The organism is Pseudomonas lactucae (genome assembly GCF_036688725.1).
GTDB lineage: Bacteria > Pseudomonadota > Gammaproteobacteria > Pseudomonadales > Pseudomonadaceae > Aquipseudomonas > Aquipseudomonas lactucae.
In genome coordinates, this window is record NZ_JAQQPT010000015.1 from 89,145 (window position 1) to 112,585 (window position 23,441).

Below are 23,441 nucleotides of genomic sequence, written 5' to 3' on the forward strand. Positions count from 1 at the left end.
AGCTGCTCCATGATGATTCACGCCTCACGCCTGGCCGTGCTGATCGCCGCGTTAGCGGTCGGCTCGGCCAACGCCGATGAAGTCCAGGTAGCCGTCGCAGCCAACTTCACCGCGCCGATCCAGGCAATTGCCGCCGACTTCCAAAAAGACACCGGCCATACGCTGGTCGCGTCCTACGGTGCTACCGGGCAGTTTTACACGCAGATCAAAAACGGCGCGCCATTCGAGGTATTCCTCAGCGCCGACGACACCACCCCGCAAAAACTCGAAAACGAAGGCGACACCGTCAAGGGCTCACGCTTCACCTATGCCGTGGGCACGTTGGCGCTGTGGTCGGCCAAAGAAGGCTATGTGGACGCCAAGGGCGACGTGTTGAAGAAAAACGCCTTCCAGCACCTGTCCATCGCCAACCCGAAAGCCGCCCCCTACGGCCTGGCCGCCGTTCAAGTGCTGGCCAAAGAGGGCCTGACCGAGCAGGTCAAGGCCAAGCTGGTTGAAGGCCAGAACATCACCCAGGCCTATCAATTCGTGTCCACCGGTAATGCCGAGCTGGGTTTCGTGGCCTTGTCGCAGATCTATAAAGACGGCAAAGTCACCCAAGGTTCGGCCTGGATCGTCCCCGCCTCCCTGCATGACCCGATCAAACAGGACGCGGTGATCCTCAACAAAGGCAAAGACAGCGCCGCTGCCAAGGCGTTGGTTGAGTACCTGAAAGGCCCCAAAGCCGCTGCCGTCATCAAGTCCTACGGTTACGAGCTCTAAATGCCGCTATCGAGTGCCGATTTTTCCGCCATCTGGTTGACCATCAAACTGGCGTCACTGACTACCGTGATCCTGCTGGTCATCGGCACGCCGATTGCCCTGTGGCTGTCGCGTACCCGCTCGTGGTGGCGTGGTCCCATTGGCGCAATCGTCGCCCTGCCGTTGGTGCTGCCACCCACGGTGATCGGCTTCTATCTGCTGTTGACCATGGGGCCCAACGGTTACGTCGGCCAGTTCACGCAATGGCTGGGCCTGGGCACTCTCACCTTCAGTTTTACCGGGCTGGTGATCGGCTCGGTGATCTACTCCATGCCGTTTGTGGTGCAGCCGTTGCAAAACGCTTTCTCCGCGATCGGCACGCGCCCGCTGGAAGTGGCCGCGACCCTGCGCGCCAATCCCTGGGACACCTTCTTCAGCGTGACGCTGCCGTTGGCACGCCCGGGATTCATCACCGCGGCGATCCTCGGGTTTGCCCATACGGTGGGTGAATTCGGCGTGGTCCTGATGATCGGCGGCAATATCCCGGACAAGACCCGCGTGGTCTCGGTGCAGATCTACGACCATGTCGAAGCCATGGAATACGCCCAGGCCCATTGGCTGGCCGGGTCCATGGTGGTCTTCGCGTTCCTCGTATTGCTGGCACTGTACTCCAGCCGTAAAACCCGGATGGGCTGGAGCTGATGTCGATGATTGATGTACGCCTGCAACTCAAGTACTCGGACTTCGCCCTGGAGGTGGACCTGCATCTGCCTGGGCGCGGCGTGACGGCGCTGTACGGGCAATCCGGCTCCGGCAAAACCACCTGCCTGCGCTGCATCGCCGGGCTTGAGCGTGCGCACGACGGGTTTATCCAGGTCAACGATGAAGTCTGGCAAGACAGCCGCGCGGGGGTGTTCGTCGCGCCGCATAAGCGCGCGTTGGGCTATGTGTTCCAGGAGGCCAGCCTGTTCGCGCATTTGTCGGTGCGCGCCAACCTGGAATTCGGCCTCAAGCGCATCCCCCGCCAGCAACGTCGCGTGGACATGGCTCAGGCCACCGAGTTGCTGGGCATCGGCCACTTGCTCGAGCGCAACCCGCTGCACCTCTCCGGCGGCGAACGCCAGCGCATCGGTATTGCCCGCGCCTTGCTCACCAGCCCTCGATTACTGTTGATGGATGAGCCTCTGGCGGCCCTCGACAGCCAGCGCAAGGGCGAGATCCTGCCGTATCTGGAGCGCCTGCACGACGAACTGGATATTCCCGTGCTGTATGTCAGCCATGCCCAGGATGAAGTGGCGCGCCTGGCCGACCATATCGTGCTGCTGAGCGCCGGCAGCGCCCTGGCCAGCGGCCCCATCGGCGAAACCCTGGCGCGGCTCGACCTGCCGCTGGCACGCGGCGACGACGCCGGTGTGGTCATCAACGGCACCGTCAGTGCCTACGATGCGCACTATCAGTTGCTGACGCTGCAACTGCCGGGCAGCGCGCTGCCGATGCGCGTGGCCCATGCGCCGCTGGCCGTGGGAAAAGCGTTGCGGGTCAAGGTGCAGGCGCGGGACGTGAGCCTGAGCCTGCAAGCCGAAGAACACAGCAGTATCCTCAACCGCCTGCCGGTGACGGTGACCGAGGAAATTCCCGCCGACAACAGCGCCCACGTGCTGGTGCGCCTGGACGCCGATGGCACACCGTTGCTGGCGCGCATCACGCGCTTCTCCCGCGATCAGTTGCAACTGCATCCCGGCCAGGTGCTATGGGCGCAAATCAAGGCAGTCGCGGTGCTGGCGTAACTATTTGGCACGACCACACAGGGCTGCGGTCAATCAGACATACCGGCCTGATGTGTTGCCAAGGAAACCGCCCATGCCTGACTCTGCGCTGCCCGCCGATCTACCCCGCGATTTGCATTACGTTGACGACACCCAACCCGGCATCCGCCGCAAGAAAGTGCGCGGCAAATTCCAGTATTTCGATGCCAATGGCCAGCGCATCACCGACGCTGACGAGATCAAGCGTCTCAATGCCCTGGCCGTGCCACCCGCCTACACTGACGTGTGGATCTGCGCCGATCCGCGCGGCCATCTGCAGGCCACCGGACGCGATGCCCGTGGCCGCAAGCAATACCGTTATCACGCACGCTGGCGTGAAGTGCGCGACAGCGATAAATACGCGCGCCTGCAGGCGTTCGGCAAGGCGCTTCCCACATTGCGCAAGCAATTGGAAGCGCAACTGGCGGAACCCGGTTTTACCCGCGAGAAAGTCCTGGCCACCGTGGTGATGCTGTTGGATGCCACCTTGATCCGCGTCGGCAATACCCAGTATGCCCGCGACAATAAATCCTACGGACTGACCACCCTGCGCAACCGCCACGTGGGCATCAAGGGCAGCGAAATCAAGTTTCAGTTCCGGGGCAAAAGCGGCGTGGAGCATCAGGTCAGCGTCAAGGACCGGCGCCTGGCCACGGTGGTCAGACGCTGCATGGAACTACCGGGGCAGAACCTGTTCCAGTACCTGGATGAGGACGGTGAGCGTCACACCGTCAGCTCCCAGGATGTGAATGCCTACCTGCACAGCCTGACCGGCGCCGACTTCACCGCCAAGGACTACCGCACCTGGGCCGGCACCGCCATGGCGCTGGCGGTGCTGCGCGAACTGCAATGGCAGCCCGAGTCCGATGCCAAGCGGCACGTGGTGGCGATGGTCAAGGACGTCGCCAGGCAACTGGGCAATACGCCGGCGGTGTGCCGCAAGTGTTATATCCACCCCGCCGTGCTGGAGCATTTCAGCCTGGGCGAGCTGTCAAAACTGCCCAAGCCGCGCATGCGCAAGGGGCTCAAGGCCGAGGAAGTCGCCCTGGCTATGTTCCTTGAACAGCTCGCCAAGGAACGTTAGGTCGTGCAGCTGAAAGCTGTCTGAGATCATTGCGCACGTCAGCAAAGCGTCCTACCGTAGTGGCCGGTTAATCTCATTGAGGAGCCCGGCCCCATGCTGCCTTCGTCCCACAAGCCGTTTGCCAACGTCGCGCTTGCTCACCAACAGCGTTGGCGCGGTCGGATCGGCTTGATGCTGGTGGCCAGCCTTTCGGTGCTGGCAGGCATGACCGACGCCATTGGCTTTATGGCCAGCGGTGACTTCGTGTCGTTCATGAGCGGTAACACCACGCGCCTGGCGGTGGCGATCAGCGCCGGTGATCTTGGCTTGACAGGGCGCCTGCTGCTGCTGGTCGCCACCTTCGTTATCGGCAACGCGTTGGGCGTGATGGTCAGCCGCTACGGGCGGCGACATGCACTGCCCTTGCTGCTGTGCATTGCCATGCTGTTGTGTGCGGGCGCGCTGTGGCCGTTCGAGGATGCCTTGCCCGCATTGCTGGCGGCGATCACGGCGATGGGCATGCTCAATGCGGCGGTAGAAGAAGTGAATGGTTTACCGGTGGGGCTGACCTACGTCACCGGGGCGCTGTCACGCTTCGGTCGTGGCCTGGGCCGCTGGATGCTGGGGGAGCGCCGCAACGGTTGGCGAGTGCAGTTGATCCCGTGGTGCGGCATGTTTGTCGGCGCGGTGATCGGTGCGCTGCTGGAGCAGCAGATGGGCCTGAAGGCGTTGCTGGTCAGCGGCGTATTGGCGGGGCTGCTGGGGTTGTTGACACTGAAGATCCCTCGACGCTGGCACTTGGGGTTTATGCCACGGTAAAGGAAAGGATGCTCGCCCGAGGTACTGGCCTCGACATCCGTGTACTGGTAAAGAGCCATTACCTCGGGCGAGCGACGTGAATAATAAGCGAATGTCCGACGGCTGTCCCGCCGGGCGTTTCCGAATATGACTAAGGCAACGGATTACAGACAAGTCGCCAGTGCGGCCAAACGACGCTTGGCGGGCATATTGTCGTCGGCGGCGTAGTACTTGACGCTGGAACCGCCACCCGCGCTTTGCACGTCCACAAAATAGTCGCCGCCCGTTGTGTAAACGGTGAAACCGCCCGCGCCGATCGGCTCCTTGAAGCCGCCGGCGTCAACGCCAAACACGCTTTCATCCTGCCAACCGAACTGGATGCATTCGGCGACCACCAGGGTTGCCTTGTCCGACGCCAGGGTCTTGTAAGGGCTGCCGGTACGCGCTTCTTTCATTTTCGAACCCGCGCAACCGGCCAGTGCTGCCAGTACCAATGCGCCCATGACCACCTTTCGCATGCCATCGCTTCCTTGAAAAAAACGCGACTGTACCACTCGCCGCCACCTCGCACGACGCCATACGCCTTAACGCCCAAGCTGGCGTCAGTCACAATCATGGCATTATGATGTCGCCGTTGGCCTCACTGAGGAGGCCACGGGATACTCTCTACAAGGAAGCGTCATGAAAGATTTCGTCATCAGCGTCAATAACTATGTTCTCTACATTGCACTGGCCTTCGTATGGCTCATCGGGCTGGTATCGATGTTCAGCGCAAGTTTTCTGTCGGGCCTGGCGGTCCTGGTCGGTGGCACGCTGACCTGGTGCATCGTCTCCGGCTTCTGGTTTGTGCAGTCGGCTACCTACGAAGAACTGCGCAAGCTCAACGCCAAAAACTGACGCGACACGGCGGTCCTTCTGGGGTCGCTTTACCGCCAGCCGCATGAATTTAGTTTCACTGTGAAGGGAGATTCGCACATTTATAGTGGCCAGGCTCATTTTTAGAAGTCTTCCTTCTGCCCGCCCTCCCGCGGGCTTTTTTACGCCTGCGCGTCAGACCCACCAGCGAAACAGATAGAACAACGCCATGCTCAGCAGCACGGTAGTCAACACATTGCGCGTCCAGTACATCAGGCCTATCGCGCAGATACCGGCCAGGAAATACGGATTGGCCGGGCTCAGGTTGAGCTGGTGATCGGGCAAAAAAATGATCGGCCCGCAAATCGCCGTCAGCATGCCCGGTACCGCAAATCCCAGAAACTCCCGCGCGCCGCGGTTGAGGCGCACCGGCAGGCGCGGTTCGATAAACAGGTAACGGTTGAAAAACACCACCAGGCCCATGCCCACGATCATCAGATAAATCATGGCTGCCCTACTCCCAGTCGTTTGCAGGCAAACCCCGCGCTCATGCCCAGCACGCCGGACACCACCACCGCCGACTCCCAGTGCAGATAACTCAGCCACACCGAACTCAGCAAGGCCACCGCCACGCAGACCACCGTCGGCGCATCGCGCACCACTGGCGTGATCAAGGCGATAAAGGTCGCGGCAATCGAAAACTCCAGGCCCAATTGATCAAGGCCCGGAATGCTTTTACCCAGCACGATGCCAGCGAGGGTGAACAGGTTCCAGATGATATAAAACGTCAGGCCCACGCCCAACGCATACCAGCGGTTGAAGGTCTGGCGGTCATAATGGCTGACCAGCGCGAAGAACTCATCGGTGAGCAGAAACCCCAGGCTCATGCGCCAGCGCGCCGTGAGCGGCGAAAGCACCGGACGCAGGTGCATGCCGTAGAGCAGATGCTGGGAGGTCAGCAGCAAGGTGGTCAGCACAATGGAAATCAGGCTGGCGCCGCCCTTGACCATGCCGATGGCAACCAACTGCGCGGCACCGGCAAACACAATGACGGACAAGCCTTGGGCCTGCAGCGGGGTAAATTGCGCGTCGATGGCCATGGAGCCGGCGAGCAGCCCCCAGGGCGCACAGGCCAGGGATAACGGAATGACGGCAATGGCGCCGCGAGCGAAGGCGTAATGAGGCAAGGCAGCAGACATGGAAACGGCTCATCGACAGACAGTCGACAAGCATGCCAGGGCGAAAAAAGGTTGTCTTGAACGATCTTGCTCAGGCGAGCTTTACCGACACCTGCCCCACCGAATCACGCGCTTCTCGCAGTTCATGGGCGTCCTGATTGAGCCGGTGAATGGTATTGAGCAGGCGTTGACGTAGCACTTCATCAGAGAGTTTTTCCACGGCACGCATCAAGTCGAACGCCGCGGTTTCGTTATTTTCCGCGACGCAATCCAGGGTCTTGCGCAGGTTACGAGTGGCTCGGGTCACGCGGGTCTTCCTTCATCGGCAATGGGCAGGCACTTTAGGACATGCGTGTTTCATTTTAATTTCAAACACTTGTGTGTCGATTCGCGGATTATTGATCCCTATCAATCGAAACAGCATTTGACCGAAACATATGGAAATACGTATATTCGAATATCCCTATCTACAAGGGCCCCGCCATGCCGGACCTCTTCTCTGCGCCCACCCTGTTCAAATGCCTGGCCGATGCCACCCGCGCCCGGATCACACTATTGATTCTGCGCGAAGGCGAACTTTGCGTATGTGAATTGATCCATGCTCTGGGCGACAGTCAGCCGAAAATTTCCCGCCATCTGGCGCAACTGCGCAACGGCGGATTAGTGCTCGATCGTCGCCAGGGGCAATGGATCTACTACCGCATCAACCCGGCCCTGCCTGAGTGGGTAAAGCAGGTGCTGGACACCACCCTGCAAGCCAACCAGCCATGGTTGCAACACGACGCACTGCGTCTGGATGCAATGGGCGACCGACCACAACGGGCCAGCACCTGCTGCTGAGCCATCGGAGCGTTTATACATGCTTGTCGCAATTGCGATTTTTATCGTCACCATCATCCTGGTCATCTGGCAGCCCAAGGGGCTGGGCGTCGGCTGGAGCGCCACGCTGGGCGCGATCCTCGCCCTCGCCTGCGGCGTGATCAGCCTGGCGGATATCCCGGTGGTGTGGCACATCATCTGGAACGCCACCGGCACCTTTGTCGCGCTGATCATCATCAGCCTGCTGCTGGATGAGGCCGGCTTCTTTGCCTGGACTGCCCTGCATGTGGCGCGTTGGGGCCGAGGGCGCGGGCGTCGACTGTTCGCCTACATGGTGCTGCTCGGGGCACTGGTGTCGGCGCTGTTCGCCAATGATGGCGCGGCGTTGATCCTGACCCCCATCGTCATGTCGATGCTGCTGGCGCTGCGCTTTTCTCCAGCGGCGACCCTGGCGTTCGTAATGGGCGCAGGCTTTATCGCCGACACGGCGAGCCTGCCGCTGGTGGTGTCGAACCTGGTGAATATCGTCTCGGCGGACTACTTCAAGATCGGCTTCAACGAATACGCGGCCGTGATGGTGCCGGTCAACTTCGTGAGTGTCGCCGCCACCCTGGCGGTGCTGCTGTGGTTCTTCCGTCGCGATATCCCACAGACCTACGACCCGGCCGACCTGGCCGACCCTGCCAGTGCCGTCCACGACCGTGCCACGTTCCGCGCCGGCTGGTGGGTGCTGGGCATCCTGTTGGTCGGCTGCTTTGCCCTGGAGCCGCTGGGCATTCCCATCAGTGCGATTTCCGCGGTGTGCGCCGTTCTGCTGCTGGTGATTGCCGCCAAGGGTCACAGGATCTCCACGCGCAAAGTGCTGAAGGAAGCGCCGTGGCAGATCGTGGTGTTTTCCTTGGGGATGTACCTGGTGGTCTATGGCCTGCGAAACGCCGGCCTCACCACGTACCTGGCGACCTGGCTGGATACCTTTGCCACCTACGGCGTCTGGGGCGCGGCCATGGGCACCGGCGTGCTGACCGCGTTGCTGTCCTCGGCGATGAACAACCTGCCGACCGTATTGATCGGCGCGCTGTCCATCGAGTCCAGCCATGCCGTGGGCGTGGTCAAGGACGCGATGATCTACGCCAATGTAATCGGCAGCGACCTCGGCCCCAAGATCACCCCTATCGGCAGCCTCGCCACATTGCTGTGGCTGCATATCCTGGCGCGCAAGGGCATCACCATTACCTGGGGCTATTACTTCAAGGTCGGCATTGTGCTGACCCTGCCGGTACTGCTGATCACCCTTGCCGCCCTCGCCCTGCGCCTGAGTATTTAAGATGAAAGTTCTGTTCATGTGTACGGCCAACAGCTGCCGCAGCATTTTGTCCGAGGCGGTGTTCAACCACCTCGCACCCGAGGGTTTCGAGGCCGTCAGCTCCGGCAGCTTCCCCAAGGGCCAGGTGCTGCCCCGCAGCCTGAGTACGCTGCAAGTTGCGGGCATCAGCACCGAGGGTTTGTACAGCAAGGGCAACGACGCCTTTGAAGGCAGCCCGCCGGACATCGTGATCACAGTGTGCGACAAGGCCGCCGGTGAAGCCTGCCCGGTGTATTTCGGGCCGGCCGTGAAGGCGCATTGGGGCTTGGAGGATCCTTCCGATGTGCAGGGCGATGAAGCCCGTGTGGACGCTGCGTTCAACGCCACGCTCGAGACAATCGAAACCCGCTGCCGGGCGTTCTTCGCCCTGCCCTTTGCCAACCTCGCGCCGGTTGAGTTGAAGGCAGAACTCGCGCGCATCGCAGCACTGTAGCCGCAGAAAAGCAGTCACAACGGGTCAATCAACAGTCGATTTGAGCGCGCCTGCTGACGTATGCTTTGCGACTTTCTCGAAAGGAAGCGGGCATGTTGGCGATCTTTTTTTACGCACTGGTGTTTGGTTTTGTGTTTTGCCTCTCCCCCGGCGCCGTGCTGGCGGAGACCTTGCGTCGCGGCTTGCTCCAGGGGTTCACGCCTGCGCTGTTGGTACAGATCGGCTCACTGGTGGGCGATGCCGTGTGGGCGGTGATCGGCCTGACCGGCATCGCCCTGCTGATCCAGCATGACGCCGTGCGTGTGCCGCTGACGGTGATCTGCGCGCTGTACCTGGCCTGGCTCGGCGTACGCAGCCTGATTGACGCCTGGCACCTGCCCGAGGCGGACGACGCACCGGCCAGCTCCGGGAAAAACGCACTGGCGGTGGGTGCTGCGATTTCCCTGGCCAACCCGAAGAACATCGTTTATTGGGGCGCGTTGGGCAGCGCGTTGTCCGGTATCGTCGGCGCCACGCCCAGCCATGGGCAGACGCTGATGTTTTTTGCCGGGTTTATGCTGGCCTCGGTGCTGTCGTGTTTTCTGATCGCCGCGCTGGTGAACCTGTTGCGCAAGAACGCATCCCCGTTGTGGCAGCGCATCAGTTATGGCACCTGCGGTGTGGTATTGATTTATCTGGCGGTTCTCGCGGCCCACGGTATATGAAGTTCTCCAGGCTGCAACTTATCTGAATGAACTCTGAACACTGCTCACTTTAATTAAACGTGCGTTGACATTTATCAACCGGCTAAGTAGATTGCCCCTGCCCGCTACTGGGGCCTTTTTTAAACCTCACAAAAGAAGCCAATGGACACAGTATCCAGTTGTTGTCCGAATCCCGCATTTGCGGACGTCGGACGCCAAACCCAGAATATGACAGGACTCTCCTCCCCGGTCCGGTAAGCTGCGCTGGAGCTTGATGCTCCCCCGTAACTGCCTCGCCGGATGCGTGTCCGGTCCCGAGGTGTGTTATGACCTTTCAAACCCTTGTCTTCCCTGATGTACGGACGCTGGCTGCAGCCCAGCGCGCCAAGCTGTGCCGTGCGCCCGCGGGTTTTACGCCCGCCCGCTCGGCCTTTGTCACCCCCTCCCCTCAAGTGCGTCCGGCTCAACCGCTGGCGCACTGGCGTGCCTGCCCCGCCACCGGCCAATGGGTGCAGCAATGGGAACACGCCGACCCTCAAGACCCACAGAGACGCCAGGTTTTCAGCCTGGCGCAGGCCGGCCTGATGCTCGGGTTTTACCTGGACAATCGCGCCGCCTGATCCGCTGAAAACAGCAACTAATCCATGAATACACTGGCGTTCTTCATGAACACTTCCAGAGGTATTACGCTGTGCGCCTGTTAACTAAGACGGCAGCAAAAGTTACTCGAAACTTTATTTAAACCGATCGCGAAGTCTGCGACTCGGCATGCTTTCGCTCGCCTGTATCCAGGCAAGTAACGGGTATGTTTTGTCGAGCATTGGCGACAGGAGCACACACCATGAGCGCCGTAAAAAACCCGCCATTGAGCAAAACCAGCACCGACACCAAGCTGTCGATGCGTGCCGCCCGCGAGGCCCACAACGGCCTGCAGGCCACCTTGGCCAATGTCCGCGCGACCCGGGAGGGCCTGACCGAACTGGACGCCGCTGCCCGCCTGCAACGCGAAGGCCACAACGCAGTCGCCCACGACAAGCCGCCGCACGCCATCGTGCAGTTCCTGCACGCACTGCATAACCCGTTCATCTATGTGCTGTTGACCCTGGGCGCGATCAGCTTCTTCACCGACTGCTGGTTGCCGATGCGGCAAGGCGAAGAGGCCGATCCGACCAAGGTCATCATTATCATGACCATGGTGCTGCTCAGCAGCTTGCTGCGCTTCTGGCAGGAGCATCGCTCGGCCAAGTCCGCAGAGACCCTCAAAGCCATGGTGCGCACTACCGCAACGGTACTGCGCCGTGAGCAGGTTGGCAGCCCGCCGACCCTGCGCGAAGTGCCGATGCGCGACCTGGTGGCCGGCGATATCGTGCAACTGTCGGCAGGCGACATGATCCCGGCGGACATCCGCCTGATCGAGTCCCGCGACCTCTTCATCAGCCAGGCCGTACTCACCGGCGAGGCCTTGCCGGTAGAGAAGTACGACACCCTCGGCGATGTCACGCAAAAATCCGCCGGCCCGGTGAGCGCGGACCAAGGCAACCTGCTGGACCTGCCGAACATCTGCTTCATGGGCACCAACGTGGTCAGCGGCCGGGCCACCGCCGTGGTGGTGGCGACCGGACCGCGCACGTACTTCGGCTCCCTGGCCAAGGCGATCGTCGGTTCGCGCACGCAAACCGCCTTTGATCGCGGGGTCAACAGCGTCAGCTGGCTGTTGATCCGCTTCATGCTGGTGATGGTCCCGATCGTGTTCTTCCTCAACGGCTTCTCCAAGGGTGACTGGGGCGATGCCTTCCTGTTTGCCCTGGCGGTGGCCGTGGGCCTCACCCCGGAAATGCTGCCGATGATCGTCAGCGCCAACCTGGCCAAGGGCGCCACAGCCATGGCCAAACGAAAAGTGGTGGTCAAGCGCCTCAATGCGATCCAGAACTTCGGCTCGATGGATGTGCTGTGCACCGACAAGACTGGCACCCTGACCCAGGACAAGATCATCCTGGAACATCACGTCAATGCCTTCGGCCAGCGCGACGATGCGGTGTTAAGCCTGGCCTGGCTGAACAGCCACCACCAAAGCGGCATGAAAAACCTGATGGACCAGGCCGTGGTGCAGTTCTCCGAACAGAACCCCAAGTTCCAAGCGCCGTTTGCCTACAGCAAGGTGGATGAATTGCCGTTCGATTTTGTCCGCCGTCGCCTGTCGATCGTGGTCAAGAACGCCGACGACGACCATCTGCTGGTGTGCAAGGGTGCCGTGGAAGAGATGCTGAGCATTGCCACACACGTGATGGAGAACGGCGCCGCCGTGGCGCTGGATGAGCGTCGCCGCGAGGCATTGCTGGCGATTGCCAACGACTACAACGAAGACGGCTTCCGTGTGCTGGTGGTGGCCACCCGCAACATTCCCAAGGCGTTGGCACGCCAGCAGTACACCACCGCCGATGAACGCAACCTGGTGATCCAGGGTTTCCTGACCTTCCTTGATCCACCGAAGGAAACCGCCGGTCCAGCCATTGCCGCCCTGCAGGAAATCGGTGTGGCGGTCAAAGTGCTCACCGGTGACAACGCAGTGGTCACCCGCAAGATCTGTCGCCAGGTCGGCCTTGAACCCGGCCAGCCGTTGCTGGGCGTGGAAATCGAATTGATGGACGACGCCACCCTGGCGCGCCACGTGGAAGAACGCACGGTGTTCGCCAAACTGACACCGCTGCAGAAATCACGCGTGCTCAAAGCCCTGCAAGCCAATGGGCACACGGTGGGTTTCCTCGGCGACGGCATCAACGATGCGCCGGCGCTGCGCGATGCCGACGTGGGCATCTCGGTGGACAGCGGCACCGACATTGCCAAGGAGTCGGCCGACATCATCCTGCTGGAAAAGAGCCTGATGGTGCTGGAAGAAGGTGTGCTCAAGGGCCGCGAAACCTTCGGCAATATCATGAAATACCTGAACATGACCGCCAGCTCCAACTTCGGCAACGTGTTCTCGGTGCTGGTGGCCAGTGCGTTTATCCCGTTCATGCCGATGCTGGCGATCCACTTGCTCCTGCAAAACCTGATGTACGACATCTCCCAGCTGGCCCTGCCGTGGGACAAGATGGACAAGGAATACCTGGCGCAGCCACGCAAGTGGGACGCAAAAAATATCGGCCGTTTCATGCTGTGGATCGGGCCGACCTCGTCGATCTTCGACATCACCACCTTCGCCCTGATGTGGTACGTGTTCGCCGCCAACAGTGTCGAGATGCAGACCCTGTTCCAGTCCGGCTGGTTTATCGAAGGCCTGCTTTCGCAAACCCTGGTGGTGCATATGCTGCGCACCCGCAAGATCCCGTTCTTCCAGAGCACCGCCGCCTGGCCGGTGTTGATGATGACCTGCGTGGTCATCGCGCTGGGTATCTACGTGCCGTTCTCACCGCTGGGCACCCTGGTGGGCCTGCAACCGCTGCCGCTGGCGTACTTCCCATGGCTGGTGGGCACCTTGCTCAGCTACTGCTGCGTGGCCCAACTGATGAAAACGATCTACATCCGCCGCTTCAAGCAGTGGTACTGATCACCCTCTCCCTCCGAACGATGGCGGTCGCCCGACCGCCATCGCGCAACACAAGGACACTGACTATGCGCATCTTGATCTGTGCAGGTCGTCATTACGCCGACAGCAAAAAGTCCCGCCACGTGCTGGATGCTTACCACCGCCTGCGCCCGGTGCGGGTTTTGATTCACGGCGGCAACTCGTTCCTGGGCAGCGACATTGAAGAGTGGGCGCGGGAACTGGGCATCGACGTGGTGCGCTATCCGCCTAACTGGCAGCGCCACGGCAAACAGGCCGAACGCCAGCGCAACCATTTCATGCTGACCGACAGCCGCCCCGACGTGGTCATCGCCCTGCCGGGCGGTGAAGACACCTGCGAGCTGGTCTGCCAGGCCAACGCCAGCGGCATTTCGGTGCTGACCGTAGAAAGCTGAACTCATGCGAGGTGCATCATGCACAAACAACACACCCCGAAGCGCCCGGACGGGTTTGCCAAATACCGCGCACGCCACTATCGCGCCGCGCGCCCCACGTTGTTGCTGCTGCCACCGGCCAAACGCCGCGCGCTGCGGCGCAACCTGATCTTCATCGGCCTGAGCCTGGGCACTCTTGCTCTGATCGCGCTGATATCCAGGGCACATGCCGCCGGCGGCGCCTATATGGTCGACGATGGCGCCATCAATGCACCAGGCGAATGCAATGTCGACGCTTGGTACACCGCGAATCGTCACGATGGCGCCAGCCACAGCGAAACGCTCTCGCCGGCCTGCACCTTCAGCGCAATGCCATCCGTGCAGTGGGGCGCGGCGCTGTCACGCGGCGACGGTGAAACCCAACTCAGCCCGCAGCTCAAGGCACCCATCGGGTCGTGGGATGAGCTGGGACTGGAGATGGCTGTTTCGGCCGCTGCGCACATGGCCCAGGCCCGCAGGCACGCCTACGACGGCGCGGATCTTAATGTGCCCCTTACCTGGCAACCGGTGGCGCCGCTGCGACTGAACCTGAATGCCGGCTGGACGCACGCCTACAATGATGGCGATGAAAAACACCGTATGACCTGGGGCACCGGTATTGAATACCAGCCAGCACAGGCGCTGACGCTGGTTGCCGAGCGCTATGGCCAGGCAGGCGGCGACCAGGCGTGGCAGGCCGGACCCAGGTTTCATCTGGGCGAGTCTGTCGATGTTGATGTGGTGGTCGGCCGTAGCCTGATCGGCGAGCGCACGCAGTGGCTGACTACCGGTGCCACGCTACGCTTCTAGGCCCGCCCGTTGTTATCGCAATCGGCATCCGCCGCCTCGTAGCAGCTGTGGAGCGTTAGCGAGGCTGCGACAGCGGTGGGTCAGGCGATGAAGATACCCGCAATGCCGTCGGCATCGCGGGTATGCAGGGGCTGACCCGGCGGGCATAGTATTGTCGTTCAACCACCACAAGCTGCCACCGCCGCAACATGCTGACCACCGAGCGGGCATGCAGCCGATGAGAGATAAGCGACGTGAACCGTATCGAACAGATCGCGCTGATGGCCACCTACAACCAGTGGATGAACCGCAAGGTCTATGACGCTGCCGCTCAGCTGTCAGAGGCGCAAGTGCGCCTGGATCGCCAGGCATTTTTCGGCTCGATTCTCGGCACACTCAATCACCTGGCGCTGGGTGACACGGTCTGGCTCAAGCGCTTTGCCCAGCACCCGACAGGCTTCACGGCGTTGGTCCCCCTGGAGACCATCGCCCAGCCCGGTGACCTCAAGCAATTAGCCTTCGTCGACCTGGATGCGCTGGCGGCCCGTCGCGTCTGGCTGGACCAATTGATCCTCGACTGGGCCAGCACCTTGCGTGAGCCCGATCTCGACCAGCAACTGCACTATCGCAACATGCGCGGCGTGGCGGCCAGCAAGCCGTTTTTCAGCCTGCTGACGCATTTCTTCAACCACCAGACCCACCACCGAGGGCAAGTGACGACCTTGCTGACCCAGGCGGGGGTGGATGTTGGCGACACCGACCTGCTGGCGCTGATCGACTGAGTTCAGCGTGCCTGAAATTGGGCATAGGCCTGCATCAGGCGCGCAAAGTCATGGGGTTCAGGCAGTTGCGCAAAGTGCTCGACAGCCGGAGTGACCGCCCAGGGCAGCTTTTCACAGGTCCATGTTTCCATGAACGGCACGTAATCGTGGGCGTTATCCAGCAAGGTCGCGCGTACATTGACGAACTCATCGATGCCATGAGGACGCGTAAACAGCCAGCTCATGCAATGGGAACAGCAGTAGTGGCGATCCAGGCCATGCAGCCCGCCGACCACGGGGCAGCCTTGCGTCACGGTGAAAGCGTCGGCAGCGAACAGTGCGCTGAGGGAGAACGCGCTGGAGGTCATCTTCTGACAGCCGGTGCAGTGACAGGCCATGGTGATCACAGGCGCCTGGCTCACGCTGAAGCGCACGCGGTTACAACGGCAACTGCCCGCTTGCGGCAGGGTTTCGACACTCATCATTCAGTCCTTTTTATGATCAGGGGAAGCAGTTTTTCGTAGACGCTCTATGCAGAAGCCCCGGTCGAACCAGGGCTTCTTCTTAACACTCAATCATCATTAGACACCGGCCTGTGGCGCACCTTGTACCCCGGAAGAGCCGCGGCATACGCCAGCGCCTGTTCACGGGAGTCGAAGGACGCCAACCGGTCGTTGTGCGTACACACGCGCCAGGGTCCGTAGTTGACCTGCACGATGTGGTACCCATTCAGATGCAGCTTTTTCAACATTGGAACGCTCATAGTCACCTCGCTTTCCTGAGATTTCCACGGGTTGCGCAGACTACCTTACACCCTCATCCAGCGTTGTGGCAGGTGTTGCGTTGTTCCAAAAACGAGCGTCGTGAAGGTGTTCTGACAACTCCATCCTTGTTCAAAAGTAAAGGCACCGGCCGCGCCACTGGACGCAGACAGCCGCCTGCTAACCGACCGGTCTGGCGAAATGCTTGGTCAGTTCGAGCAACGTCGCTCGCAATTCGGGCGGACGCACCGGCTTGGACAGGATCGAGATATTCATGTGGGTCAATGTGCTGCGGATACGCTCGATTTCGTGCCCCGTCATGATCATCGCCGGGACTTCCCAGCCACGCTGCTCGCGAATCGCGGCAATACACTCGGCGCCTGAAATTTTCGGACCCAGGTCGAAGTCGGCAATGACGATGTCGCAGTCGGTCGTCACGTTCAGTCCATCGCTATGGGTCTCCACCTCGCATCCCCATTTTTCCAACAAGGCCGAGGTCGCCATCAGCACATTGGCATCATCTTCCACCAGGCACACCCGCAGGCCCTGCAGGCGGCTGTGCGTGGCCGGCGGCCGTTGCGCCTCGGCACGTGGCAGGATGCGCTCCAGCCCCAGGATGGTGGCGCATGTGCCCTGGCCGAGTCGGGAGTCCAACCGAATATCCAGATTGATCAGTTGGCTGATACGCTTGACGATGGACAGGCCCAACCCAAGGCCCTCGACGTCCTTGTCACGTGCATGACGCACCCGATAGAACTCTTTGAATACATTCGGCAAATGCTCGGCGGCGATACCGCGTCCCTTGTCGTAGATGACAATAGCCAACCCCCGACCTCTGGGACGCACACTGATCAATACCGGCTGGCCGGATGCGTATTTGAGCGTGTTGGACACCAGGTTCTGCACCATGGTGGTCAACAACCCGGCATTGACGTTCACCCAATGCTGACAAGGGCGCAGGCGCAGTTCAACCCCGGCCCAGCGGGCCGCTTCGGTGTTCTGTTTGACCACATCCTGCAACAGAGCCCCCAGGTTCACGGGCTCCGATTGCGGTTCAAGCTTGCCGTTGTCGAGGGTGTAGATATCCAGAATCGAGCGGAACAGCTGGGAAACAGTGTGCAGCGAGCGGTCAATGTTGTCCACCAGGCGCAGTTCTTCGCTGCCCAGCTTCGCGTCGCGCAGGCATGCGGTGAACAGGCCGATGGAATGAATCGGCTGGCGCAGGTCATGACTGGCCTGGGCCAGGAAGCGTGACTTCTCCTGGTTGGCGGCGATCGCTTCTTCCGATGCGATACGTGTACGTTTGAGCAGGATATGGGCGTAGGCAGGCACCACAATGGTGGTCACGATCAGCATGAGGAACATGTAGGGCTGACCACGCCAGAAAGGCGTCAGCACGAAGATCATGATCAGCATGCCCAGAGCGATGAGTGTCGCGGCGGCCAGGTAACGTGAGCCGAAGCGCATGCCATTGCCCAGCGTGACCCATAGCAAGGCCGCGTAGACCGGCAACGCCCCTTCCCCGCCAACAACCATGGCGAAAGAGATGCCCGTATAGTCATGGGCCATGGCGAACAATCGACGCCAGAAGAAGTGTCCTGGCCAACGCTTGATCGCCATGCGCAGAGGCACCGCCACGCTGATGAAAAACGCCATGTACCACATGATCGGCACGTAGGTGGCGAAGTCACTGGAAGGCAGGCAGGCCACCACAAAAATGTACAACGAGGCACAGGTGCTGACCGTCAAACGCAACGTGGCCTGATCCAACTCGCTGTTCTTTTCCGTCATGTTCATTGCAATTCTCCAACGTGAAACCCGCTTCAAATTTGAAACACAGAGTTACAGTTTGCGTTACGATGCGCCGATCAGGAGGTGAGATGGACCTTGAGCATGACGCACAGAATCATAGTGGCAGATGACCACCCTCTGTTTCGCGAAGGTATGCTGAGAACCCTTGAGCGGCTTATGCCCGCGGCGGTAATAGAGCAGGCGGGTAATCTGGATGAAGTGCTGGCATTGGCGCGATCCGGCGCGGAAGTCGATTCGTTGATCCTCGATCTGCGCTTCCCCGGTATCACGTCGACGCACGCCATCGGCCAATTGCGCAACGAGTTCAAACGTACCTCGATCATTGTGGTGTCGATGATCGACGACCTGGAGATTATTTCCCAGGTCATCGCGCAAGGCGCCGATGGTTTTATCGGCAAGAATGTTGACCCAGCAGGCATTGCCGACGCCATCATGGCGATTCGTGAAGGCGAAGTGGTGATCAAATACAACCCTGAAAACCCCGTCTTAGATCCCAGCCTTTCCTCGCTCACCGCCCGCCAAAAGCAAGTGCTCGGCCTGATCGCCGCCGGCAAGACCAACAAGGAGATCGCCAAGCAACTGGGTATCTCTCCGTTCACCGTACGCATCCATGTTTCCACGCTGCTTAAATCCCTGGGGGTGCCCACGCGTGCGGCAGCTGCGGCTCAATTCAGCAACTTTCCCGGCATTAGCGGGTGGGCGGGCAAACTCGATACATAAGTCACAACACGGCGCAAACAATGAGGGTGATACAGACGCTTTTCGCCTATAGCACATCTGCACTATAGCGTCAGCTCACACTCCCCCCTAAGCTGTGCACGCTCGACAACGTCTTAAAACAGCAAACCGGAACGCATGCCGGAACCCACTTCAGCCGTCAGGCTGTCGCGTTCTCGCGTGTTTATTCGCACTGCAATCAACGGGGCGATTAGTTGCACTCCGCGGGTCAACTTTTTCGTAAATCCGGTCGAAATGGAATAGTTCATAACACAACTCAAGGTACGTCTTATGTGCTTAAAATATGGAAAAAGACTGAGAATCGGATTCACACTTTGCTTGCTCACCGGCGTCCTCGGAGGCTGTGCAAACACTGGCGACTTGATGAGTTCCTTGAACCCGGGAGCGCAAAAATACGATGTTGTTTACCTGAAAAAGACCCTTATTCCCGGCAAGACCACCAAGACTCAAGTGACGCAATTGTTTGGCACGCCAGCCGAGGAACATCTTGATTCAAGCAGCAAAAGCAACGAATCAAGCTGGACCTACAGTAAGAGCGAAGAGGGTCTCGACAAGTACATGGCCCTGGCTCATAAATATGTCTCGACCGAGACCAGCCTGAAGATGTACGACGCCTCCGCACAAGTATCCAAAGCCCAGGGCGTCGCCAATGACGTCAGCAGTGCTACCAACACTAAAAAGATCCAGAACCAGAACCAAGGGTCGAGGCTGATCATTTACTTCGTCGACGACGTGGTGGATTACTACAGGCTTTACTGACCCGTTCCTGACAAGACCGCCGAACGGTTCGCTCACCGATCTCAGGGGCGGCATCCAGTGATGCCGCCACCTGGATGCCCCTCGCCGATATCCCGACATTGATCATTGCGTCGATATTCCTGCGCATCGCCATCGAGCGCGGACGAGGACCCCACGGACTAGCAGGTGTAGCGTCCAGCGAAACGCGCCGCGGCGACCGCTCTGTTAGGCACATTCAACACACGGATCAGCGAAGACACATGAATACGTACGGTATAGGGAGAGATTTCCAGTTCAGCGGCAATTTCTTTGTTGGTTTTACCTTGCGCGATCAAGCGCCAGACTTCCCTCTGCCTTGACGTCAGCTTGCCCATAACGTCTTTACCTTCGAACAAAGGTGCGTCGGCAGGCTCGTATTTGACTATGACTTGGCCATTACGAATAGCGCTGATAGCGTCGCGCACTTCTTCGGCTGAAACATTCTTACCAATAAATCCATTGACGCCCGCCTCCATCACACGCGCAATGACCACGTCGTCATCAATTGCCGAAACAACGATGATTGCAGTAGAGACTCTTTCCTTACACAGCTTTGCAAGTGCTTGCAGGGAGCACAATCCCGGCAACCGCACTTCGATAAACAGCATGGCAACCGGTTGCCAGCGCTCTAGAAGAACACCGACCTCTTCCAAGTTTCCCGCCTGCTTTATGATTGCCTCAGGCATTAAACATTGCAGTAGCCCTCTCATCCCTTCTCGATAAAGCGGGTGCCCGTCCGCCACGACAATTCGGCAACTCATATCAGCAAGCACAACCCGTTCAGATCATTGAAAACACGCACCGATCATGTCCGAGTCATACAACTTATGATATAGAACACCTGAACTAGTACACCTGTACTACCCCTCAAGGCGAGTTAGTTGGCCCCCGTCTCATAGTGCATCTTGAGCACTTCAACGATTCGCTCCTGCCCCTCCGCGCCAGAGGGACTGGCTGATTTGATTGATTGCCCACGGTAGGGCCCCTCTGCAGCAAGCCAATTCTGCACCCTGACCGTCTGTTTCGGTTGCTTACCGGACGTGGGACCCGACGAAATTTCATTGGTGAACCGACAGGTCTCGAACGTCCCGAGTGGCGTCTTGATCGTCTCACGGCCATTGTAGGTCAGCTTTTCCGTCACCTCGAAATCAAGTGTGGCGCCGCTGCTGACCACCTGGTTCTTGTAGCTGACGGTGACTGTCTGCCCCGGCTGTAAATCCAGCGGTGTCGCGGGAGGAGGATTGTAAACAGTGGTGGTCAATGAAGCGCCGGCGCCATGCCGATCACCGTAGCGAATCAACTGACCGTCCTTGATTTGCGCATAGGTAGTCGTGAAAAACACCGGTGAGTTGTTCATGAACGTCGTGTGTAATGAGGCCACTGGATTGGCGCCGGCGAAATCTTCACGGCCCAACGCTTGCGTCTTATTGCGACTGGTTACCGAGGACAGGTTATCGCGGCTTTCATAATCCACCACAGTGCCCGCCTGGAAATCCGCCTCATTGGTGCACGGCGCCGAGGACTCCGCTGCGCCAACCGCTGCCACGGTCCAGGTAGCGCCAGCAAGCATCAGCGAGGTCAAGACCATTTTTCTGGTGGTTGAATTTTTCAAAAAACAGATCCTTGTTCACGTTCTATAGGGCGGATTGAACAGCGGAGCAACTGTGATCCAACGCTAAAGCGCGTGGCAATAGGACGGCTGTGCTATTGCGCTGTGTTGAGCACGACAGTTTTGTAAGGCGCAGGCAAGGCACTCAATCGTAGAGTCGAACTGATCAGGCAGGACTGAGTGCGCATTCGGATAAACAAACGGATCGGTGCCCGGTCGCTGGCCGTTACCGGCTGGCGTTCCAGGCATCGCCGGCGGGCGCGGTGCCACGGTCATAGGGCTTGCCCAACCACATGTAGAGCAGGCCCAGGCCAATGACGATGGCCGTGCTCAGCAACATCGCATAGTTGATGTACCACGCCGCGTCCGGCGTGCGCGGCCAGGCCATGTTGACGATGGCGCCCACGCCATAGACCAGCGCCCCGATATTCACCGGCAGGCCCCAGCCGCCCAGGGCAAACTTGCCGCTGGGTTTCCAGCCTCGAGCGCGCGCGTACAGGGCGGCGAGCACGATCATCTGGAAGGCCAGGTAAATCCCGATCGCCGCGAAGCTGACGATGGTCGCCACGGCGTCCTGGAGGAAGAAACCGAGGGCGATGATCAGCGTCGGCAGCACGCCGGAGACGAACAGCGCGGCCACCGGCACCTGGGTGGTCGGCGAAATACGCTTCAGCAGGCCGCTGCCGATTACCATTTCATCGCGGGCGTAGGCATACAGCAGTCGGCTGGCGGCGGCCTGCAGACTGATCACGCAGGAGATGAAAGAAACCATCACCACGCCCATCACCACCTTCGAACCGACGCTGCCGAAGGCATTGTTGAGGATGGTGGTGACCGGGTCCTTATCGGTGCCGTTGATCACCGCTTGCATGTCCGGCACGGCGAGGATCAGCGCCAGGCAGGCAAACATCGCGGCGATACCACCGATGTAGATGGTCATGCGCATGGCCACCGGGATTTGCTTGCTCGGGTTCGGGGTTTCCTCGGCCACGTCGCCGCACGCTTCGAAGCCGTAATAGAGGAACATGCCCGCCAGCGATGCGGTGAGGAACGCCGGCAAGTAAGAGCCGTCGACACGGATATCGAACGTGTTGAACAGCACGCTGATCGGCTGGTGGCGTTCAAACACCAGCAGATACACGCCAACGATCACCGCGCCGACCAGTTCACACAGAAACCCGAACATGGCGATGCGGGCCAGGACCTGGGTGCCGCTGAGGTTGACCAGGGTCGCAAACAGCGTCAGCAGCACGGCAATGACAATATTGGTGTTGTTGCTCGGCTCGAAACCGAGCATCGCCGCGAGGTAGGGACCGGCGCCGACCGCGACGGCGGCGATGGTGACGCACAGGGCGATGGAGTAAATCCAACCGACCATCCACGCCCAGCGTTTACCCACCAGACGTCGAGCCCAGGGGTAGACGCCGCCGGAAATCGGGAACTGCGAAACCACCTCGCCGAAGATCAGGCACACCAGCAGCTGCCCGCAACCCACCAGCAGGTAGGCCCAGAACATCGGCGGGCCGCCGGCCGCCAGGCAGAGGCCGAACAGGGTGTAAACGCCCACCACCGGCGACAGGTAGGTAAAGCCCAGGGCGAAGTTTTCCCATAGGCTCATGCTGCGATTGAAGTTCGAGGTGTAGCCCAGTTTGCGCAGTTGTTCGGCATCGCTGTCGGCGTCTGCGCCGAGGTCAGGTCGTGCACTCATGGCGGTGTGGCTCCAGAAAATCGGCAGATTTTGGATGTCCGAAGCCGTGGCCAACGCCTGACGGCGCGTCCCGGATCGGTATTCTTGTAGTGGTTGTTGCGTGTTGCCTGGACGCCGCCTGTGACGAGCGGCTTGCCAGCGTTCGGTGTGGATGGACCGAGACTAATAGCCGACCCGGAGGTCGGCAAATACTAAATACCGAAAGCGGCGTTCGATTAAATAGATGGCTGGCCGTCAGCGTGACGGCGACGGTCGATGACGTTTATTGCAGGCCGGGCTATGCTAAAGCGCCATCCGCCCGGCTGGCCTGGTTTGCAAGGAATGCGTCATGGAGTTCGTGGTCCATAGCTATTGCCTCAAAGGTGCGCGCCAGGAGCCTTTGCTGCCCCCTGTGACCCTCACGCCGCAGTCGTTGACCTTGACGGTCGCCGAGCTCATTCGCCTGACCGTTGCCGAACAGATCGCCGCGCTGTCGGTCCAGCATTGGCTGGAACACCTGTCGCTGCGTGAAGTGCTCGACCGTCAATACCTGAGCGAGCGCGATATTCGGCGGCAAGCCCGTGAAGGCGCGGTGACCATGCCTCAGGCCAGCGCAGCTGCGGAGCTGGATGTCGACGTTGAGGTCGCTCGCGCCTTGAAGGGTTTTCAAGCCCGTGCGTTCCGCGTTCTGCACAACGGCGTCTTGCTGCAAACACTCGATGACCCCATCGACTTGAGTCCCCCTTCCACGCTTGCGTTTATCCGCCTGGTGCCGCTGATTGGCGGTTGAT

General features: G+C 60.1%; 28 protein-coding genes. 18 read left to right on the forward strand and 10 right to left on the reverse strand.

The features are described from left to right. Window positions 1-9 precede the first annotated feature (9 nt). The 5 genes from modA (at window position 10) to V6M90_RS18335 (ending at window position 4,428) form a co-directional block, all read left to right on the forward strand. Window positions 10-762, forward strand: a complete 753-nt coding sequence (modA, locus tag V6M90_RS18315; RefSeq protein WP_003173819.1) for a molybdate ABC transporter substrate-binding protein — start codon at window positions 10-12, stop codon at window positions 760-762. Further along, the gene (gene modB / locus V6M90_RS18320; protein ID WP_003173818.1) at window positions 763-1,443 is read left to right on the forward strand and encodes a molybdate ABC transporter permease subunit; all 681 of its coding nucleotides are present in this window, start codon (window positions 763-765) and stop codon (window positions 1,441-1,443) included. It abuts the gene before it with no gap. Further along, on the forward strand, window positions 1,443-2,528 hold the full coding sequence (gene modC / locus V6M90_RS18325) for a molybdenum ABC transporter ATP-binding protein (RefSeq protein WP_408637321.1): 1,086 nt from the start codon (window positions 1,443-1,445) through the stop codon (window positions 2,526-2,528). Before modB ends, modC begins: the two co-directional genes overlap by 1 nt. A 73-nt stretch (window positions 2,529-2,601) precedes the next feature. Further along, window positions 2,602-3,630, forward strand: a complete 1,029-nt coding sequence (locus V6M90_RS18330; RefSeq protein ID WP_141063814.1) for a DNA topoisomerase IB — start codon at window positions 2,602-2,604, stop codon at window positions 3,628-3,630. 93 nt (window positions 3,631-3,723) lie between these two features. Continuing rightward, on the forward strand, window positions 3,724-4,428 hold the full coding sequence (locus V6M90_RS18335; RefSeq protein ID WP_141063815.1) for a YoaK family protein: 705 nt from the start codon (window positions 3,724-3,726) through the stop codon (window positions 4,426-4,428). Window positions 4,429-4,571: 143 nt separating this feature from the next. On the opposite strand, the gene V6M90_RS18340 is transcribed toward V6M90_RS18335, so the two are convergent. Then, window positions 4,572-4,925: a hypothetical protein gene (locus tag V6M90_RS18340; RefSeq protein WP_042944652.1), complete on the reverse strand. Its 354-nt coding sequence runs from the start codon at window positions 4,923-4,925 to the stop codon at window positions 4,572-4,574. Between the two features lie 163 nt (window positions 4,926-5,088). On the opposite strand from V6M90_RS18340, the gene V6M90_RS18345 reads away from it, so the two are divergent. After that, on the forward strand, window positions 5,089-5,304 hold the full coding sequence (locus V6M90_RS18345) for a hypothetical protein (protein ID WP_042944651.1): 216 nt from the start codon (window positions 5,089-5,091) through the stop codon (window positions 5,302-5,304). Window positions 5,305-5,457: 153 nt separating this feature from the next. Here V6M90_RS18345 and V6M90_RS18350 read toward each other — a convergent pair whose 3' ends face one another. The 3 genes from V6M90_RS18350 to V6M90_RS18360 form a co-directional block, all read right to left on the reverse strand. Next, on the reverse strand, window positions 5,458-5,769 hold the full coding sequence (locus tag V6M90_RS18350; RefSeq protein ID WP_003173813.1) for an AzlD domain-containing protein: 312 nt from the start codon (window positions 5,767-5,769) through the stop codon (window positions 5,458-5,460). Next, the gene (locus V6M90_RS18355; RefSeq protein WP_003173812.1) at window positions 5,766-6,461 is read right to left on the reverse strand and encodes an AzlC family ABC transporter permease; all 696 of its coding nucleotides are present in this window, start codon (window positions 6,459-6,461) and stop codon (window positions 5,766-5,768) included. Before V6M90_RS18355 ends, V6M90_RS18350 begins: the two co-directional genes overlap by 4 nt. A gap of 70 nt (window positions 6,462-6,531) precedes the next feature. Next, window positions 6,532-6,747 (reverse strand): hypothetical protein, encoded by a 216-nt coding sequence (locus tag V6M90_RS18360; RefSeq protein ID WP_003173811.1) that lies wholly within the window; start codon window positions 6,745-6,747, stop codon window positions 6,532-6,534. A 176-nt stretch (window positions 6,748-6,923) separates the two neighbouring features. Here V6M90_RS18360 and V6M90_RS18365 point away from each other — a divergent pair, with 176 nt between their 5' ends. The 9 genes from V6M90_RS18365 (at window position 6,924) to V6M90_RS18405 (ending at window position 15,287) form a co-directional block, all read left to right on the forward strand. Next, window positions 6,924-7,280: a metalloregulator ArsR/SmtB family transcription factor gene (locus V6M90_RS18365; RefSeq protein ID WP_003173810.1), complete on the forward strand. Its 357-nt coding sequence runs from the start codon at window positions 6,924-6,926 to the stop codon at window positions 7,278-7,280. 19 nt (window positions 7,281-7,299) lie between these two features. After that, window positions 7,300-8,583 carry an arsenic transporter gene (locus V6M90_RS18370; protein WP_332846911.1) on the forward strand — a complete coding sequence of 428 codons (1,284 nt, stop codon included), beginning with the start codon at window positions 7,300-7,302 and terminating at the stop codon, window positions 8,581-8,583. A 1-nt stretch (window position 8,584) separates the two neighbouring features. Next, a complete protein-coding gene (locus V6M90_RS18375) occupies window positions 8,585-9,055 on the forward strand; it encodes an arsenate reductase ArsC (RefSeq protein ID WP_332846912.1) in 471 nt (156 codons plus the stop codon). A 92-nt stretch (window positions 9,056-9,147) separates the two neighbouring features. Further along, on the forward strand, window positions 9,148-9,759 hold the full coding sequence (locus V6M90_RS18380) for a LysE family transporter (protein WP_003173807.1): 612 nt from the start codon (window positions 9,148-9,150) through the stop codon (window positions 9,757-9,759). 305 nt (window positions 9,760-10,064) lie between these two features. Next, the gene (locus V6M90_RS18385) at window positions 10,065-10,358 is read left to right on the forward strand and encodes a hypothetical protein (protein ID WP_003173806.1); all 294 of its coding nucleotides are present in this window, start codon (window positions 10,065-10,067) and stop codon (window positions 10,356-10,358) included. Between the two features lie 221 nt (window positions 10,359-10,579). After that, the gene (gene mgtA, locus V6M90_RS18390) at window positions 10,580-13,285 is read left to right on the forward strand and encodes a magnesium-translocating P-type ATPase (RefSeq protein ID WP_003173804.1); all 2,706 of its coding nucleotides are present in this window, start codon (window positions 10,580-10,582) and stop codon (window positions 13,283-13,285) included. A gap of 65 nt (window positions 13,286-13,350) precedes the next feature. Further along, on the forward strand, window positions 13,351-13,698 hold the full coding sequence (locus tag V6M90_RS18395; protein ID WP_042944648.1) for a DUF2493 domain-containing protein: 348 nt from the start codon (window positions 13,351-13,353) through the stop codon (window positions 13,696-13,698). A gap of 18 nt (window positions 13,699-13,716) precedes the next feature. Continuing rightward, window positions 13,717-14,526: a hypothetical protein gene (locus V6M90_RS18400; protein ID WP_332846913.1), complete on the forward strand. Its 810-nt coding sequence runs from the start codon at window positions 13,717-13,719 to the stop codon at window positions 14,524-14,526. Window positions 14,527-14,759: 233 nt separating this feature from the next. After that, window positions 14,760-15,287: a DinB family protein gene (locus V6M90_RS18405; protein WP_003173801.1), complete on the forward strand. Its 528-nt coding sequence runs from the start codon at window positions 14,760-14,762 to the stop codon at window positions 15,285-15,287. 2 nt (window positions 15,288-15,289) lie between these two features. Here the strand turns inward: V6M90_RS18405 and V6M90_RS18410 are convergent, their stop codons facing one another. From V6M90_RS18410 to V6M90_RS18420, 3 genes are all read right to left on the reverse strand, one after another. After that, window positions 15,290-15,748, reverse strand: coding sequence for a GFA family protein (locus V6M90_RS18410; protein ID WP_003173800.1), 459 nt, complete (start codon window positions 15,746-15,748; stop codon window positions 15,290-15,292). Window positions 15,749-15,837: 89 nt separating this feature from the next. After that, complete coding sequence (locus tag V6M90_RS18415; protein ID WP_042944646.1) at window positions 15,838-16,029, reverse strand: hypothetical protein; 192 nt, start codon at window positions 16,027-16,029, stop codon at window positions 15,838-15,840. A gap of 178 nt (window positions 16,030-16,207) precedes the next feature. Next, window positions 16,208-17,824, reverse strand: a complete 1,617-nt coding sequence (locus V6M90_RS18420) for an ATP-binding response regulator (protein ID WP_003173798.1) — start codon at window positions 17,822-17,824, stop codon at window positions 16,208-16,210. 96 nt (window positions 17,825-17,920) lie between these two features. Between V6M90_RS18420 and V6M90_RS18425 the strand changes: the two genes are divergently transcribed. After that, on the forward strand, window positions 17,921-18,559 hold the full coding sequence (locus V6M90_RS18425; RefSeq protein ID WP_141063886.1) for a LuxR C-terminal-related transcriptional regulator: 639 nt from the start codon (window positions 17,921-17,923) through the stop codon (window positions 18,557-18,559). A 381-nt stretch (window positions 18,560-18,940) separates the two neighbouring features. Further along, window positions 18,941-19,336, forward strand: a complete 396-nt coding sequence (locus V6M90_RS18430; protein ID WP_042944641.1) for a hypothetical protein — start codon at window positions 18,941-18,943, stop codon at window positions 19,334-19,336. Window positions 19,337-19,494: 158 nt separating this feature from the next. Here the strand turns inward: V6M90_RS18430 and V6M90_RS18435 are convergent, their stop codons facing one another. From V6M90_RS18435 to V6M90_RS18445, 3 genes are all read right to left on the reverse strand, one after another. Then, window positions 19,495-20,115, reverse strand: a complete 621-nt coding sequence (locus tag V6M90_RS18435; RefSeq protein ID WP_332846936.1) for a response regulator transcription factor — start codon at window positions 20,113-20,115, stop codon at window positions 19,495-19,497. A 116-nt stretch (window positions 20,116-20,231) separates the two neighbouring features. Then, window positions 20,232-20,942 (reverse strand): DUF3108 domain-containing protein, encoded by a 711-nt coding sequence (locus tag V6M90_RS18440; protein WP_003173792.1) that lies wholly within the window; start codon window positions 20,940-20,942, stop codon window positions 20,232-20,234. A gap of 247 nt (window positions 20,943-21,189) precedes the next feature. Beyond that, entirely contained in the window at window positions 21,190-22,671 is a 1,482-nt protein-coding gene (locus V6M90_RS18445) for an APC family permease (protein WP_141063821.1), read from the reverse strand. Between the two features lie 328 nt (window positions 22,672-22,999). Between V6M90_RS18445 and V6M90_RS18450 the strand changes: the two genes are divergently transcribed. Further along, window positions 23,000-23,440, forward strand: a complete 441-nt coding sequence (locus V6M90_RS18450; RefSeq protein ID WP_003173790.1) for a hypothetical protein — start codon at window positions 23,000-23,002, stop codon at window positions 23,438-23,440. Window position 23,441: the final 1 nt, after the last annotated feature.